The 15,121-nt window shown below is 68.4% G+C and carries 16 protein-coding genes and 1 tRNA gene; 4 read left to right on the top strand and 13 right to left on the bottom strand.

What is annotated here, in order from left to right:
- Nucleotides 1-70: 70 nt before the first annotated feature.
- Nucleotides 71-496, top strand: coding sequence for an HIT family protein (locus AB0L60_RS02820; protein WP_364606150.1), 426 nt, complete (start codon nucleotides 71-73; stop codon nucleotides 494-496).
- A 37-nt stretch (nucleotides 497-533) separates the two neighbouring features.
- Here the strand turns inward: AB0L60_RS02820 and AB0L60_RS02825 are convergent, their stop codons facing one another.
- From AB0L60_RS02825 to AB0L60_RS02845, 5 genes are all read right to left on the bottom strand, one after another.
- The gene (locus AB0L60_RS02825; protein WP_364606153.1) at nucleotides 534-2,015 is read right to left on the bottom strand and encodes an ATP-binding protein; all 1,482 of its coding nucleotides are present in this window, start codon (nucleotides 2,013-2,015) and stop codon (nucleotides 534-536) included.
- Nucleotides 2,012-2,749 carry a response regulator transcription factor gene (locus tag AB0L60_RS02830; protein WP_354831085.1) on the bottom strand — a complete coding sequence of 246 codons (738 nt, stop codon included), beginning with the start codon at nucleotides 2,747-2,749 and terminating at the stop codon, nucleotides 2,012-2,014. The genes AB0L60_RS02825 and AB0L60_RS02830 overlap by 4 nt, the downstream gene beginning before the upstream one ends.
- Nucleotides 2,750-2,910: 161 nt before the next feature.
- A tRNA-Thr gene (locus tag AB0L60_RS02835) sits at nucleotides 2,911-2,982 on the bottom strand.
- A gap of 165 nt (nucleotides 2,983-3,147) precedes the next feature.
- Entirely contained in the window at nucleotides 3,148-3,390 is a 243-nt protein-coding gene (locus tag AB0L60_RS02840; protein WP_019931522.1) for an MbtH family protein, read from the bottom strand.
- Nucleotides 3,391-3,528: 138 nt separating this feature from the next.
- Nucleotides 3,529-4,362 carry an alpha/beta hydrolase gene (locus AB0L60_RS02845; protein WP_364606158.1) on the bottom strand — a complete coding sequence of 278 codons (834 nt, stop codon included), beginning with the start codon at nucleotides 4,360-4,362 and terminating at the stop codon, nucleotides 3,529-3,531.
- Nucleotides 4,363-4,591: 229 nt separating this feature from the next.
- Between AB0L60_RS02845 and AB0L60_RS02850 the strand changes: the two genes are divergently transcribed.
- Both AB0L60_RS02850 and AB0L60_RS02855 read left to right on the top strand, forming a co-directional pair.
- Nucleotides 4,592-4,759 carry a hypothetical protein gene (locus tag AB0L60_RS02850; protein ID WP_162958162.1) on the top strand — a complete coding sequence of 56 codons (168 nt, stop codon included), beginning with the start codon at nucleotides 4,592-4,594 and terminating at the stop codon, nucleotides 4,757-4,759.
- Between the two features lie 3 nt (nucleotides 4,760-4,762).
- Nucleotides 4,763-6,244: a trehalose-6-phosphate synthase gene (locus AB0L60_RS02855; protein ID WP_364606162.1), complete on the top strand. Its 1,482-nt coding sequence runs from the start codon at nucleotides 4,763-4,765 to the stop codon at nucleotides 6,242-6,244.
- Between the two features lie 57 nt (nucleotides 6,245-6,301).
- Here the strand turns inward: AB0L60_RS02855 and AB0L60_RS02860 are convergent, their stop codons facing one another.
- The 6 genes from AB0L60_RS02860 to AB0L60_RS02885 form a co-directional block, all read right to left on the bottom strand.
- Nucleotides 6,302-7,273, bottom strand: coding sequence for an oxidoreductase (locus tag AB0L60_RS02860; protein WP_364606744.1), 972 nt, complete (start codon nucleotides 7,271-7,273; stop codon nucleotides 6,302-6,304).
- A gap of 79 nt (nucleotides 7,274-7,352) precedes the next feature.
- A complete protein-coding gene (locus AB0L60_RS02865) occupies nucleotides 7,353-8,165 on the bottom strand; it encodes a class I SAM-dependent methyltransferase (protein WP_364606165.1) in 813 nt (270 codons plus the stop codon).
- Nucleotides 8,162-8,632: a nitroreductase/quinone reductase family protein gene (locus AB0L60_RS02870; RefSeq protein WP_364606168.1), complete on the bottom strand. Its 471-nt coding sequence runs from the start codon at nucleotides 8,630-8,632 to the stop codon at nucleotides 8,162-8,164. The genes AB0L60_RS02865 and AB0L60_RS02870 overlap by 4 nt, the downstream gene beginning before the upstream one ends.
- A complete protein-coding gene (locus AB0L60_RS02875; RefSeq protein WP_354831106.1) occupies nucleotides 8,623-9,360 on the bottom strand; it encodes an SDR family NAD(P)-dependent oxidoreductase in 738 nt (245 codons plus the stop codon). The genes AB0L60_RS02870 and AB0L60_RS02875 overlap by 10 nt, the downstream gene beginning before the upstream one ends.
- A gap of 25 nt (nucleotides 9,361-9,385) precedes the next feature.
- Complete coding sequence (locus AB0L60_RS02880) at nucleotides 9,386-10,327, bottom strand: ketoacyl-ACP synthase III (protein ID WP_364606172.1); 942 nt, start codon at nucleotides 10,325-10,327, stop codon at nucleotides 9,386-9,388.
- Nucleotides 10,327-11,454 carry a cytochrome P450 gene (locus AB0L60_RS02885; protein ID WP_364606175.1) on the bottom strand — a complete coding sequence of 376 codons (1,128 nt, stop codon included), beginning with the start codon at nucleotides 11,452-11,454 and terminating at the stop codon, nucleotides 10,327-10,329. The genes AB0L60_RS02880 and AB0L60_RS02885 overlap by 1 nt, the downstream gene beginning before the upstream one ends.
- A 342-nt stretch (nucleotides 11,455-11,796) precedes the next feature.
- Between AB0L60_RS02885 and AB0L60_RS02890 the strand changes: the two genes are divergently transcribed.
- Nucleotides 11,797-13,695 (top strand): AMP-binding protein, encoded by a 1,899-nt coding sequence (locus tag AB0L60_RS02890; protein ID WP_364606178.1) that lies wholly within the window; start codon nucleotides 11,797-11,799, stop codon nucleotides 13,693-13,695.
- A 61-nt stretch (nucleotides 13,696-13,756) separates the two neighbouring features.
- Here the strand turns inward: AB0L60_RS02890 and AB0L60_RS02895 are convergent, their stop codons facing one another.
- The gene (locus AB0L60_RS02895; protein WP_364606181.1) at nucleotides 13,757-13,882 is read right to left on the bottom strand and encodes a hypothetical protein; all 126 of its coding nucleotides are present in this window, start codon (nucleotides 13,880-13,882) and stop codon (nucleotides 13,757-13,759) included.
- Nucleotides 13,883-13,908: 26 nt separating this feature from the next.
- The gene (locus AB0L60_RS02900; RefSeq protein ID WP_364606184.1) at nucleotides 13,909-15,102 is read right to left on the bottom strand and encodes an acyl-CoA dehydrogenase family protein; all 1,194 of its coding nucleotides are present in this window, start codon (nucleotides 15,100-15,102) and stop codon (nucleotides 13,909-13,911) included.
- Between the last annotated feature and the right edge of the window lie 19 nt (nucleotides 15,103-15,121).

Below are 15,121 nucleotides of genomic sequence, written 5' to 3' on the forward strand. Positions count from 1 at the left end.
GCAGACGCAATCGGTAGCGGTCTGTTGTGCGTTCGCGCGGGGGTGTCCTTCCCCGCGTAAGGTCCGGGGCATGGCTTCTGTTTTCTCCGCAATCATCGACGGTCAGCTGCCGGGCCGGTTCGTCTGGGAGGACGACGAATTCGTCGGCTTCCTCACGATCGCCCCGGTGACGCAGGGGCACACGCTTGTCGTGCCGCGCAAGGAGATCGACCAGTGGCAGGACGTCGATCCGGGCACCTTCGCGCGCCTGACCGGGGTCGCCCAGAAGATCGGCCAGGCCGTGCGGGCCGCCTGGGACGCCCCGCGGGCGGGCCTGCTCATCGCGGGCCTCGAGGTGCCTCACCTGCACATGCACGTCTTCCCGGCCTTCCACCTGGGTGACTTCGACATCAGCGGGGCGGACCCGGAACCCAGCAAGGAATCCCTCGACGAGGCACAGGCCATGATCAAGCAGGCCCTGCGCGACCTCGGCTACGGCGCGAACGTCCCCGCGTAGTGCACCCGGGTGCCCGCGTCCGGCGCGGGCACCCCGCTCAGCGCGGTTCGCGCGGCAGCCGGACGGTGAACGTGGTGCCCTCCCCCGGCTCGCTGGTCACCGACACCTTGCCGCCGTGCGCGGCGACCAGCGCATGCACGATCGACAGTCCCAGTCCCGTACCGCCACTGTCCCGGCTGCGGGACGCGTCGGTGCGATAGAAGCGTTCGAAGACCCGCTCGGCCTGTTCGGCCTCCAGTCCCGGCCCGGTGTCGGCGACCTCGATGAGCACCTCGTCGGCGGCCGGGGTGAGCCGCACCGTCACCTCCGCCTCGGGCGGGGTGTGCACCAGCGCGTTGTTGATCAGATTGGCCAGCACCTGCCGCAGCCGCGTCTCGTCGCCGAGCATCTCCAGAGTGCCGGGCCCGGGCCGGATTTCGAGGTCGATCTTGCGTTCCGGACCCTCCGGGCGCTGGGCCGCCGCCAGGGCGCGCGCACTGTGCACGGCATCGCTGGCCATCATGAGCAGGTCCAGCGGCCGCCGCTCGATCGGTCGCTGCGCGTCCAGCCGGGCCAGCATGAGCAGGTCCTCGATCAGCAGTCCCATCCGCTTGGACTCGCGTTCGATGCGGTCCATCAGCATGTCCGGATCGGTGATCGCGCCCTGCCGGTACAGCTCGGAGAAGCCCTTGATGGTGGTGAGCGGGGTGCGCAGTTCGTGGCTGGCGTCGGCGACGAAGCGCCGCATCTTGGCCTCGGAGCGCCGCGCCGCCTCCTCGGAGGCCTCGGTGGCGGCGAAGGCCTGCTGGATCTGGGTCAGCATGGTGTTCAGCGACTGTGAGAGGTGGTCGACCTCGGTGTCGGTGCCGCGCACCGGAACTCGCTGATGCAGGTCACCACCCGCGATGGCGGCCGCGGTGCGCTCGACCTCCCGCAGCGGCCGCAGACTGCGCCGGATCACGATGCGTGCCACCGCCGCCAGCGCCGCCAGCACCAGTGCGCCGATCACCAGTTGCAGCACGATCAGCTTGTCCAGCAGCGAGTTCGTCTCGTCCATGCGCAGCGCGATGGTGCTGGTGCCGTACTCGTTGACGGTCCGCAGCACCCGCCACTCCTCGGTGGACGCGCCCACCGAGCCGACGGTCTCCGGCCGATTGCCCAGGTCCGCGGGCACCTCGGGCTGCTGCGCGCCCGCCGACAGGCTCAGCGTGACCTGGCCCGTCGCATCCTGCACCTGCACCCAGTACAGGTGCGGCGGCCGTTCCCGCCCGCGCACGGTGGGCAGCGGTTCCGGGCGTTGCGCGCCGGGCGCGGCCCAGCTGTGAGCGGCGTCGTAGAGCTGCCGGTCGATGCGTTCGACCAGCACATTGCGCATCAGCGAGGTGACCGCGATACCCGAGACCAGCAGCCCGAATCCGACCAGGGACACCAGCGCGAGCACCAGGGTGGTGCGCAGCGGCACCGCGGCGAGCCGGTCGGCGAGCTTGCCCCGGAGACTGCGAGCCGTGCCTTTGCCATCGACCGGCGGGGCAGCGTTCACGCGTTGGCCGTCTTACCGCGCGGCTCCCGCATGACGTAGCCGACCCCGCGCAGGGTGTGGATGAGCCGATCCGGTCCGGTGTCGACCTTCTTGCGCAGGTAGGACACGTAGGTTTCGACCACGCCGACCTCGCCGCCGAAGTCGTAGCGCCAGACGTGGTCCAGGATCCGCGGCTTGCTCAGCACCGTGCCGGCATTGACCAGGAAGTACCGCAGCAGCGTGAACTCGGTGGGCGACAGGGCAACCGGTTCGCCCGCCTTCCACACCTCGTGGGTGTCGTCGTCGAGTTCGATATCGGCGAACCGCAGCCGCGACGTCTTGGTCTCCGGCGCCGAGCGCCCGGACCGCCGCAGAATCACCCGCAGCCGCGCGACCACCTCTTCGAGGCTGAACGGCTTGGTGACGTAGTCGTCGGCCCCGAGCGTCAGTCCGGTGATCTTGTCGTCCACGTCGTCGCGGGCGGTCAGGAAGAGCACCGGTGCGTCGATCCCGTCGGCCCGGAGCCGCCGCAGCAGCCCGAACCCGTCCATCCCAGGCATCATCACATCGATGATCAGTGCATCCGGCCGGAAGGTCTTGGCCTTGTCCAGCCCCTCGGTGCCGCTCGCGGCACTCGCGACCTCGAACCCTTGATACCGCAGGCTCACCGACAGTAGCTCGACGATCATGGGCTCGTCGTCAACGACGAGCACCCTCGCCTCGGGTTCGCGCGGCTGAACGGGCACACCTGTCATGAGGCCATATTCTGCGCTTCCCCCGCGAAGAACCTGACCCTTCCCTGGGAGTTTCCTGCGAGGAGCACATCAACCCCCGGTGGTGCTGCGGGGCCGCGCCCCCGGACCCCAGAACGACAGCAGGGCGAGGACCCGGAGGTCCTCGCCCTGCTTGTCTGCTGAGCCCCCTGTCAGGATTGAACTGACGACCTTTCGCTTACAAGGCGAGTGCTCTACCACTGAGCTAAGGAGGCGGAAAGCGGTGCCATCATAACCGGGGTGGCCGGCTGCGCGGAAAAGCCGGCGTCCCGGTCGGAACGATGCTGCGTGGAGGACCGGAGCGCGGCCGGGCGACGCTCGTGGCATCGACCAGCCGCGTTCGGAAGCCGTTCGCGCAGTATCGGACTAACCGCAGGGTGTCAGGACTGAGCCGCCTGACGAGCCGCGTCGTCCGCCGCCATGGCGTCACGCAGGCTCTTCGGACGCATGTCCGTCCAGTTCTTCTCGACGTACTCGACGCACGCGGCGCGGCTGTCCTCGCCGAAAACGACTCGCCAACCCGCCGGAACCTCGGCGAAGGCGGGCCACAGGGAGTGCTGTTCCTCATCGTTGACCAGGACGAAGAACCGGCCGTCTTCGTCATCGAAGGGGTTGGTGCTCATTTCACCTCACTGGATACTGGCGCTGTGTACGGGAACGTAGACGGATCGTCCAGTCACCGCAGTGATGGAACGAGCCCCCGACGTTGATTCGACCCTAGCAAGGCAGGCGTTACCGCTGGGCGGTTACCTGCACTTCGTTCAGGCCGCGAAGAATTCGAGCAGGATCTTGTTGACGGCCTCTGGTTGTTCCAGGTAGCCGAAGTGTCCGGCGTCGGGAACCTCGTGGTAACGGGCTCCCGGAATGATATCGGCGACTTCGCGGGAAAGGTAGGGCGGGATCATCCGATCGTCCGCGAAGCCCATGGACAGGCAGGGCACGGTGATGGCCCGGTAGGCCTGGGTGCGGTCGAAGTCGTGGTCCATGCGCCGCTGGGCGCGCACGCCGGGCGAGGCCGGGCCGCCGGTGAATTCGAACAGGTCGAGCCAGTCGCGGGCGGCGTGCGGGTCGGCCATGGTGGCCGGCGAGAGGTTCATGATGGCGGTCATGGCGGCCTCGTATTTGGCGGGCAGCCGCATGCCGGAGGCGTCGAGTTCGTGCTCGCCGAACGAGAGCGTCTTCTGGAACTGGTCGAGCCGGGCGTGTCCGGCCATGAAGATGGCCTTGCGGACCAGATCGGGCCGGGCCAGCGCGAGTTCCTGCGCGACCCGCGCGCCCATGGACTGACCGACCACCAGGGCCGGTCCCTCGTCGAGGAATTCGATGAGGGCGGCGGTGTCGCGCACCAGGTCCTCGATGGTGATCCCGGCGGGCGATTCGAAGGACGGTGCGATGCCGCGGTTGTCGAAGGTGCAGACCCGGAATCCGGCGGCGACCAGCGCGGGCACCTGGTGCAGTTCCCACACCCGGCCGCCGCTGCCGGTGCCCATGATCATGACGACCAGCGGCGCGGACCCCTTGACGTCGGTGCCCTTGGACCGGTCTCCCTTGACCTGGTAGTTCAGCGAGATTCCGTTCACCGTCGCCAACGGCATGCTTCAGACCCCTTCGCCACGTTTCCGATTTCCACGTTCCGTAGACCGTATAGGCATCGGGGCCCGGAACGTTTCGCCCGGTGCCGCCGACCGTGCGGTCTGGTCGGCAGGTCTCGTGAGCACGACCATTGCGGTTAGGGCTCGCAATGTACGCAGCGCACGGTCCCGACTTTCCTGGCAGATACGATGGACTCCTCGCACCGAGCAGACTTTCCCGAGAGGACATGAGATGGCCGCGAAGACCGGCGCAAACGACATCGCGGATGACGATCTGGAACCGCTCGCCGACGAAACCGCTCGACAGGCCCAGCGCGTGGTGGCCGCCTATGCCACCGATGCCGACGAGTGCCGCATGCTGCTGTCCATGCTGGGCATCGGTCCGACGCGAGGCGAATGACCCGTGCACCCGGATAGCTCCGGCTCCGGTTTCGTCGTCGTCGCCAACCGGCTTCCGGTCGACCTGGAGCGACTACCCGATGGAACCACTCGCTGGAAGCGCAGCCCCGGCGGCCTGGTGACCGCGCTGGAACCCGTACTGCGCAACAACAAGGGCGCCTGGGTCGGCTGGGCCGGCGTCCCGGATGTGGATCTGGATCCGATCGTCGAGGACGGTCTGGAACTGCATCCGGTACCACTGTCGGGCGACGAGGTCGCCGATTACTACGAGGGCTTCTCCAACGCGACGCTGTGGCCGCTGTATCACGACGTGATCGTGCGGCCGGTCTACGACCGCCAGTGGTGGCAGGCGTACGTCCAGGTGAACCGCCGTTTCGCCGAGTACACCGCCAAGGTGGCCGCCGAGGGCGCGACGGTGTGGGTGCAGGACTACCAGTTGCAGCTGGTGCCGAAGATGCTGCGCATGCTGCGGCCCGATCTGACCATCGGCTTCTTCCTGCACATTCCGTTCCCACCGGTGGAACTGTTCATGCAGATGCCGTGGCGCACCGAGATCGTCGAGGGCCTGCTGGGCGCCGACCTGATCGGTTTCCATCTGCCTGGCGGCGCGCAGAACTTCCTGTATCTGGCCAGAAGGCTGGCCGGCCAGCCCACGTCGCGCGGCAATGTGGGCGTGCGCTCGAAACTCGGTGTGGTGCAGGTGGGTTTCCGCACCGTGCGGGTGGGCGCGTTCCCGATCTCCATCACCTCCACCGAGCTGGACGAGTATTCGCGCCGCCGCGGAGTGCGGGAGCGGGCCGCGAAAATCCGTGCGGAGCTGGGCAATCCGAAGACGATCCTGCTGGGTGTGGACCGCCTGGACTACACCAAGGGCATCGACATCCGGCTGGCCGCGCTGGAGGAGTTGCTGCACGACGGCCGGATCGATCCGGCGGACACGGTGATGGTGCAGCTGGCCACGCCCAGCCGGGAGCGGGTCGAGTCCTACAAGCAGATGCGTGGCGATATCGAACGCCAGGTGGGCCGGATCAACGGCGAGTTCTCCCGGGTGGGTTATCCGGTGGTGCACTACCTGCACCGCCCGATCCCGCGCGACGAGCTGATCGCGTTCTTCGTGGCCGCCGATGTCATGGTGGTGACGCCGCTGCGCGACGGCATGAATCTGGTCGCCAAGGAGTACGTGGCGTGTCAGGGCAGCCTCAACGGTGCGCTGGTACTGAGCGAATTCACCGGTGCGGCAGCGGAATTGCGGCAGGCCTACCTGTGCAATCCGCACGATCTCGACAGCGTCAAGGACGCCCTGATCGGCGCGATCGACGACGACCGCGACACCCGTCGCCGCCGGATGCGTTCGATGCGGCGCCAGGTCCTCACCCATGACGTCGACCGGTGGGCGCGCGCCTTCCTCGACGCCCTGGCCACCGATCGTGTCGCCGGCAGCGCCCTGCTGACCGACGACGACGTGGATCCGGACCTGAGCCGCTGACCCGGTCGTAAGGTGAACGCCCCCTGAGGATTTCAGGGGGCGTTCAGCGTATCGGGCCTAGTCCGTCTCGCCGTCGAGTTGGTCGAACCGGTAGGTGACTCCGGTGAGCCGTTCGGATTCGGCCCACAGCCGGGCCGCCAGCTCGGGATCGCGAGTGCGTTCCCCGGCCGCGTTCGGCACCGGGTAGCCCTTGGTCGAGCCGGTGGGGCCGTAGAAGTCACCGCCGCGCACGCCGGGGTCGGTGGCGGCGCGCAGGCTCGGCAGCGCACCCATCTCGACGGTCTGCATCACGATCCGGAACACCCAGCGCAGCGAGGGCCGGGACAGGAAGGCCACTGCGGGACCGAAGTTCTGGGCGAAGTCGGATTCGGCGGCGCCCGGGTGGGCCAGCACCGAGATCAGCCGGCTGCCGGTGCCATTGAGCTGCCGTTGGAGTTCGAATGCGAAGCTGGCATTGGCCTGCTTGGACTGCGCGTAGGCGGGGTAGGCCTTGTAGGTGCGCCGCTCGTAGGTGAGGTCGTCGAGGTCGAGCCAGGTGCCCTTCTGCGCGGGGACCCCGCTGGTCACCGTGACGACGCGGGCCTGCGGCGCCGCGTCCAGTAGATCGAGCAGGAGTCCGGTGAATGCGAACGGGCCCAGATGGTTTGTGCCGAAGGTGGTTTCGAATCCGTCCTCGGTGACGGTCCGCTCCCGGCTCAGCGTGCCCGCATTGTTCACCAGCAGGTCGATCTGCCCGAAGTCGTCGTGCAGCTGCGCCGCGGCCTGGTGGACCGATTTCAGCGACGCCAGATCCAGTTCCACAAACGGCAATTCGGCGTCCGGCGCGGTCCGGCGGATGGTTTCCGCCGCGGCCGCGGCCTTGTCGGCATTACGGCAGGCGAGGACCACCCGGGCGCCGTGTTCGGCGAGCCGCAGCGCGGTCTCCAACCCCAGCCCGGCACTGGCCCCCGTCACAATGGCGGTGCGCCCCTGCAGATTCGGGATGTCGGCGGCGGTCCACGGTGCCTTCTTGTTCTCCACGTGCTGCATCCTGACCGGTCGGGTTTCACTCAACTCTGTGACCTTAACGCGGTCACCGGTGGGCCGCAGCCGCGCCGAGCCGCGACCCCTACGCGAAGGTGAGGCGTGCGATCAGATGGCGGTGGTTCCGGACCAGCGGCAGCCTGCGCTGCAGACCGAGCATCACCGGCGAACACCAGCCGCGTCCAGGGAGCATCGGAAGCTCCTGGTAGCCGGATACTCCCGGGATCTGCTGCGGCAGCGCCCGGGTCTGGGCGACGGTCAGGCCGAAGGGCATGGGCGGCAATACATAGTCCGATCCGCGGGCCAGCTTGGTCCCCTTCAGCGTGCGCTCGGTCAGGCCGGGCGGCAGGAGATCGAAGATGACGCTCGCTCCCGGAAACCGCTGTGCCATATCGCTGATCAGCGCATAGACCTCATCCGGCTGCAGGTACATGAACAGGCCCTCGGCCGTGATGAGCACGTCCCCGGAGCCGACCAGGTCGAACCAGGACCGGTCCAGCGCCGATGCGGCGACCGTGCGGACCCGCGTCTCCTCCGGTAGCAACTGCTCACGCAGGGCGATCATCTCTGGCAGGTCCACCGAGATCCAGTTCAGGTCCGGCGTGCCGAGCCGCCAGTAGGTCGTCTGCAGCCCCTCGCCGAGGGCGACCACGGTGCCGCCGGGCGAGTTCCGGTGGAAGCGTTCGATTTCCGCGTCGATGGTGCGGGCGCGCAGCACCTGCGTCTGGGCGGGCCTGCCGAAACGCCGGTAATCGAAGTGGATCGACCGGCATAGTTCCTCGGCACGGAAATCGCAGAAGTCCGAATCGGTCCGGGCGGATTCGGACGCCCGGCTCCACAGCGTCCACAGCGCGGTCACTGGAACGCCCTCCAGCGCCGCCGCATTCACCTCGCTCACAGTTCGCGCAATCGGACCAGCGGTATCCGGCGTTCGGTCCGCGACTGATAGTCGCGGTAGAACTCGCGGTCGGTCGTCAAGGCTTCCCAAACCTCCTGGTACTCAGGATCTTCGAGGATCTGGGGACGCGCCCGGAGCTCGGCCGCGCGCAGCTTCACCCGCACCTCGGCATTGGCCGCGGTGTCGGTGAGGTTCCAGTACCAGGCCGGATGCTGCGGCGCCCCGATGAAGGAGGCGACGACGATGCGGTGCCCCGCCGCGTCGACCCAGAACGGCAGCGCCACCTTGTGAGTCTTCCCGCTCCGCCGTCCGACGGTCTGCAGCAGCAGATGCTCCATGCCCGAGCTGATCCAGACCTCTTCGGCGTCGGTGTATTCCATGCCCATCACGTGCTTGCGCCCGAGCTCCACCAGTTTGGCCTGCTCGGGTTCGCTGAACGGATTGTTGCGCTGGTCGGTCAGGCCCACATCAAACCTCCGTTGACATCGAGAATCGCCCCGTTGACGTAGGAGGCGTCGTCGGAGGCGAGGAACACGGCCGCCTGCGCGGCCTCCTCGACCCGTCCGGCGCGGCCCAGGGCGAACCGCTTGCGGTAGGCGGCCCAGACCCGGTCGTTGTCGGCCAGCCGGCCGCCCATACCGGCGTCAAGAATGCCGGGCGATAGGGCGTTGACCCGGATTCCGTACTGCCCCAGTTCGATTGCGCTGGTCCGGGTGAACATTTCGATGGCGGCCTTGGTGGCACTGTAGCCGGCCGCGCCGACCGCTATCCGGCTCGCCATCGACGAGGACATATTGATGATCACGCCGCCGCGCTCGCGCAGGTGCGGCACGGCCGCGCGGGTGCACAGGAAGGTGCCGGTCAGGTTGGTGGCGACCATGGCGTCCCAGTCGTGCGGGGCGAGCTGTTCGATCCGCCCGTCCCGGCTCACCCCGGCATTGGCCACGACCACATCCAGTCCGGACAGCGATTCGGCGGCCGCGGCCATCAGCTGCTCGACCGCCGCCGGATCGGCGACATCGGCCGGATGGAACAGGCAGCGGTCCGGGTATTCCTCCTTGAGGAGCTGGTAGTCCCCGGCCGTGCGCGCCGAGCACATGACCGACGCGCCTTCCGCGAGAAACGCTTTCGCGATCGCGAAGCCGAGCCCCCGGGTGCCGCCGGTGACGACGGCGGCCTTTCCTTCGAGCCGCATCAGGAGTCCTCCGATTTCGTTCGGGTCAATACCACGTCAGGACCGCCGCCCCGGCGCTCATGCCGCCGCCGACGCCGGCCAGCAGAATGCGCTCACCGCGTTGCAGCGGGCGTTCGAGATGGCTGCTGTGCAGGGTGATGGGAATGGAGGCCGCGCCGGTGTTCCCGTAGCGGGGAGCGGTCAGCGGCACCCGGGCGGGATCCACGCCGAGTTCGCGGATACAGGTCTCCAGCAGCCGGGTGTTGGCCTGGTGCAGGATGATCCGGTCCATCTCGGCGAGCGTGAAGCCGGATTCCGCCAGCGCCTCCGCGATGAGTTTGGGCAGCATGGTCAGCACGTAGTCGCGGACCGCGCGGCCGTCCATCCGGAACAGCCGCTCGCCCGCGGGAACCTCCACGAGAGAACGCAGTTCGCCATTGGTGACCAGGCGGCTCGCGTGCAGCCCGTAGCCCGGCGGCACCGGTCCGACCAAGGTCGCACCCGCGCCGTCACCGAACAGGCTCACGGTCTTGCGATCGGCGCGGTTCATGATCCGCGAGTAGATGTCGGCCCCCACGACCAGCGCCGGGTCCGCCCCCTCACCCTCGCGTTCCAACAGTCCGGCGGCGACGGTCAGGGCGAAGAGGTAGCCGACGCACACCGAGTTCAGATCGAAGGCGGGTATCCCGCTGAGCCCCAATTTGTGTTGCAGCGCAGCGGCTGTCGCGGGCTGTGGCTGATCCGCGGTCGAGGTCGCGACGATGACGCTGCCGATCCGCGGCCAGGTCTCCCGGGGCCCGAGCAGATCTAGGGCGGCTCGATGGGCCAGATCGGAGGTGGCCGTCTCCGGGCCGGAGTAGCGGCGAGTGTCGATGCCGGTGCGTTCACCCACCCACTCCGGTGTGGTGTCCGCCCAGGCCGCGATGGTGGCATTGCCGATCTCGGAGGGCGGCACGTAGGCGCCGGTGCGCAGGATTCCGACCGCCATCACAGGCACACCGGTAGTTCGGCCAGCTGCCAGACCGCCGACCCGCTGTGCCAGCGCACCTGCTCGGGTGCGACCGCGAGCCGGGCGCCGGGGTAGTCCCGCAGCAGCGTGCCGATGCCGACCTCGAGTTCCATGCGGGCGATCTGGGAGCCAAGGCAGTAGCGGGTGCCGTAACCGAAGGCCATGTGAGGCTTGGCCGATCGCGCCGGGTCGATGCGTTCGGGATCGGTGTAGATGGCCGGGTCCAGATTGGCGGCGCCGATGGCCGGGACGACGTAGTCGCCGGGCACCAGGTCCACCCCGCCGAGCCGGATGGGCTCGCGGACCCGCCAGGGCAGTCCTTCACCACCGGCCAGGGCGATGGTGCGCAGCAGCTCGTCGACAGCGCCCGGGATCCGGCCCGGATGCGCCCGCAGCTCGGAACACAGGTCCGGACTGAGCAGCAGGCGCAGCACGAGCTTGCTCAGCATGTGGGCCGAAGATTCGTAGCCGCCCACGATGAGGGCGAAGACGACGGTCACCAGCTCCCATTTCGCCAGATCGTCGCCGTGGCGGACCAGATCGGAGACGAAATCCCCGGTGGGCGTCGCCTTCCGGTCGGCGATGAGCCGCAGCACGTACGTGCCGAGATCCTGCAGCGCGGCGTCGGCGCCGCGCGCGCCGGCGTCGGCCACGGAGGCGTCGGTGAGCAGCGCGCTCACCCAGTCGGCCACCTCGGGTTGCTCGGCTTCGGGAATCCCGACCAGCTCACCGAGCACATTCAGCGAAAACGGTTTGGCGACAGCGGATACGTAGTCGGTGGCCGCCGACCGCTCGAGCTCGGCGAGCCGCCGCGTCATGAGGGCCTCGGCGGTGGCGCGCAGCGCGGTCATCCGCCCAGCGGTCAGTTCCCGCCCGATGACGCGGCGCAGTTTGGTGTGGATGCTGTCGTCGAGACTGCCGATGCCGCCCTGCAGCAGCAGTCCGGCGGTGAGCCGCGGCGCGGTGTCCTGGGACATACCGGTGCGGCTGAACGCTTTCTGCGAATAGACGGTTCGCACATCCTCGTAGCCGGTGACCAGCCAGGCCGCATCGCCGTACGGGTACTGCACCCGCGCGATGCCGCCGGATCCGCGGACCTCGTCCATGACCGGATCCAGCCCCAGTGATCTCGTTGTCTCCGACGGGTACCTGTGTACGGGACACCGCAGCATATCCATAGAACCCCTCCCATCGGCGAAGCGTACGACTGTGCCTCTCCGCCAATCTTTTTCACGGCCGACTTGTTTTCGATTGCCGCGCGACCATGCGCAGATCTATTGCGTCTCAGTGACTTTCAACGTCCATGAACCCACCCCATCGACTCCTTCGCACTGTAACTTGTTCTAGAACTCGATGCAGTGCTTCAGTCGGCAAATCCGCTGTGACCAAACACATATGGACTCACGGACATTCTTTGACTAGGGCACGTTTCATTTCTGGGGAGTGCAATGGAATACGTCGGTAGTGCCCCTGTTCCCGTCACCAGCCCGTTCGCCGTGGTCGAAGGCCGGCCCATGTACCGGTTGCGGCGCTACTTTCCGGAGCATCCGGCGGCGGGCCCGGCCGCCCTGCTGGTGCCACCGCTCATGATGACCGCCGAGGTCTTCGACCTGGATACCGAGACCGGAGCGGTGGCGCTGCTGCATCGGGCCGGAATCGATCCGTGGGTCCTCGACTTCGGCTCTCCAGCGACGGAGGAGAACGGCTGGGAGCGGACCCTGGACGATCACGTCCTGGCAGTGGCCGCCGCCGTCGGCACCATGCGTGACCACACCGGCGACGCGGTGCACCTGGTCGGCTACTGCCAGGGCGGCATGTTCGGCTACCTGGCCGCGGCACACCGGCAAGGCGAGGGGATCGCGAGCATGGCGGGGATCGGCAGCATGGTGGACTGGACGGCCGCCGGGCTCCCGTTCGGCCCGCGCATCGCGAACTTCCTCGCCGAAACGGTGCGCGAGGGCAGCAATATCACCGACTCCATCCTGAAGACCTGGTGGGATCTGGTCGATCCGGTGAACGCGGTGCGCAATCGCGTGCACACCCTGCGCCACCGCTCCGCACCGCGCCTGTCCCCCGCCGAGGAACGCCGCCGCCGGTTCATGGCGGGTGAGGGCCGCATCGGCTACCCGGGTCCGGCGGCCTCGGATCTGCTGCGGCAGTTCGCGATCGGGAACCGTCTGCACTCCGGCGGTTTCGTGGTCGGCGACCGGGTGCACAGCCTGGGCGAGCTGACCTGCCCGATTCTCGGGATCGTCGGGTCGAAGGATCAGCTCGCGCCCGCCGCCTCGGTGCGCGGCATCCGGCACGCGGCGCGCAGTGCGCCCGTGTACGAGGTCGGTGTCGACGCCGGGCATTACAAGATGGTCGCGGGCGGCGTCGCGGTACGGACGACCTGGCCCGCCATCGCGGACTGGCTGCACTGGCACGGTAGCGACGGGCCGCGCCCCGAGCAGATCGTCGATATGCCCGAGGCGACACCGCGGCCACCCCGGCCGCGGAGCCGGGCCCAGCGGGCGCTGTTGGCCCCACCCCGGCCCGCGCGACCCGGAAAGCTGCTGCCGGGCACCAGGATTTCGCTGGGATCGGCCTGGGGTACGCGCACCTCCTCGCGCGATTGCCTGCTCTATGCGGGCCGGATGCGCACCGAGGCCGCGGTGAACGCCCGCATCGACGCGGTGGTGCGGGCCCTCATCGCGGTGGGTGTGGAGCCCGCCGATCAGGTGGGCGTGGTGATGGGGATGCGACCAGGTGCCCTGATCGCGACGGCGGCCCTGTCGCGGCTCGGCGCGGTGGCGGTGCTGTTGCCCCCGGACGAGAATCTGGCCGCGGCCGTAGCGGCCACCGGTGTCGGCACCATCATCGCCGGCCAGTCGGACATCGACCGCGTCGGCGAGCACGACGGTCGACTACTGGCGCTCGGCGATGACGGCCTGCGCGGCAGCCGGAAAGCCCTGGAGGACAAGGCAACCGATCTGGATGCCATCGACCTCCGGACCGTGCGCCTACCCGACTGGTACACCCCGGATCCCGGGACCGCCGACGACCTCGCCTTCCTCGCGGTCGATGTCGCGACGCCCACGCCGACGATCAAGCGGATCACCAATCGTCAGTGGGCCCTCAGCGCGTACGGCCTGGTGCCCGCCATCGGCATCGACTACCGGGACACGCTGTATTGCGTTAGTGCGCTGTCGGATCCGCAGGTGTTCGCCGCGACGGGCGCAGCGCTGGTGAGCGGGGCCCGAATCGCTCTGGCCCGCTCGGCGACTCCCCGCCAGATAGAGAACGAGACCCGGCGCTACGGTGCGAGCATCATCGCGCGAACCGGCACTCCGGCTGTGCGACAGTGACATCGGCGGCGAGCGGACCGGCGTGATCGCTGAGTTACCGCGATCACGCCGGTCTCTCCCGCTAGAGGGCGGCCGCCATCGCCGCACCTAGTGCGCGCGGGTGGTCGGTCGCGCCGCCGAGCGCGACGCACACCTCACCGGTCAGGCGGGCGAGATCCCGCTGGGCCTCGGTCGGAGTGAAATCCATGATGATTACCGGCCTTTCGGGTGTGGTCAGCGGGTGGCGGGCGGCAGGCGCAGGGCGAACATGGCGATGATGTCGCGCTGGATCTCATTGGTGCCGCCGCCGAAGGTCATGATGAGGCTGGCGCGATGCAGTCGTTCGAGCACACCGAACAGCTCCACGCCCGGCGAGTCCTGGCAGAGGTGCGCGTTGGGGCCGAGCACCTCCATGAGCAGCCGGTAGGCCTCGGTGGCGAACTCGGTGCCGTACACCTTCAGGCCGGAGGCGTCCCACGGGCGCGGCGCGGCGTCACCGCCGGCGTCGGCGCGCGAGGCGATTTCGAGGTTCAGCAGCTTCATGTACTCGACCTTGGCGTGCACCCGCGCCAGGTTCAGCTGCACCCATTCGTGGTCGATGACACGAATACCATTGGCCGCCTTGGTGTTCTTCGCCCATTCGATGGTTTCGCGGAGGGCCATCATCAGGTGCCCGGCCCCGCTCAGCGCGACGCGCTCGTGGTTGAGCTGGTTGGTGATGAGCCCCCAGCCACCGTTCTCCGGGCCCACCATCGCCGACTGCCCGACTCGGACGTCCTGGTAGTAGGTGGCGCTGGTGTCGGGCCCGGCCATGGTGTGCACCGGTGTCCACGAGAAGCCCTCTGCCGTGGTCGGCACGATGAACATCGACATGCCGCTGTGCTTCTCGGCGTCCGGGTCGGTGCGCGCCGCCAGCCAGACGTAGTCGGCGTAGCTGATCAGGGAGGTCCACATCTTCTGCCCGTTGATCACCCAGTCGTCGCCGTCGCGGACCGCGGAGGTGCGCAGCGAGGCCAAGTCGGTGCCCGCGCCGGGCTCGGAATAGCCGATGGAGAAATGCAATTCACCGGCGGCGATCCTGGGCAGGAAGAACTGCTTCTGCTCGTCGGTGCCGTAGTACATGATGGTCGGCGCGACGGTATTGATGGTCAGGAACGGCACCGGAACGGTGGCCACGGCGGCCTCGTCGGTGAAGATCAGCTGATCCATGACCGAGCCGCCCCGGCCGCCGTACTCCTCCGGCCAGCCCAGCGCGAGCCACCCGTCGCGGCCCATCTCCGCGATGACCTCACGGTAGACGTCGCCCTCGCCGTATTCGCCGGTCGGCGCGGCCAGCGCGGTGCGCCGCTCCTCGGTCATCAGGCGGGCGAAGTAGTCCCGCAGCTCGGCACGTAGTTCCTCTTGTTGCGGCGTGTACGCAATCCGCATGACGGTTCCTCCCCGGGGT

Origin of the sequence: Nocardia sp. NPDC051981 (assembly GCF_040680715.1) — a bacterium.
In the GTDB taxonomy this organism is placed as follows: Bacteria; Actinomycetota; Actinomycetes; order Mycobacteriales; family Mycobacteriaceae; genus Nocardia.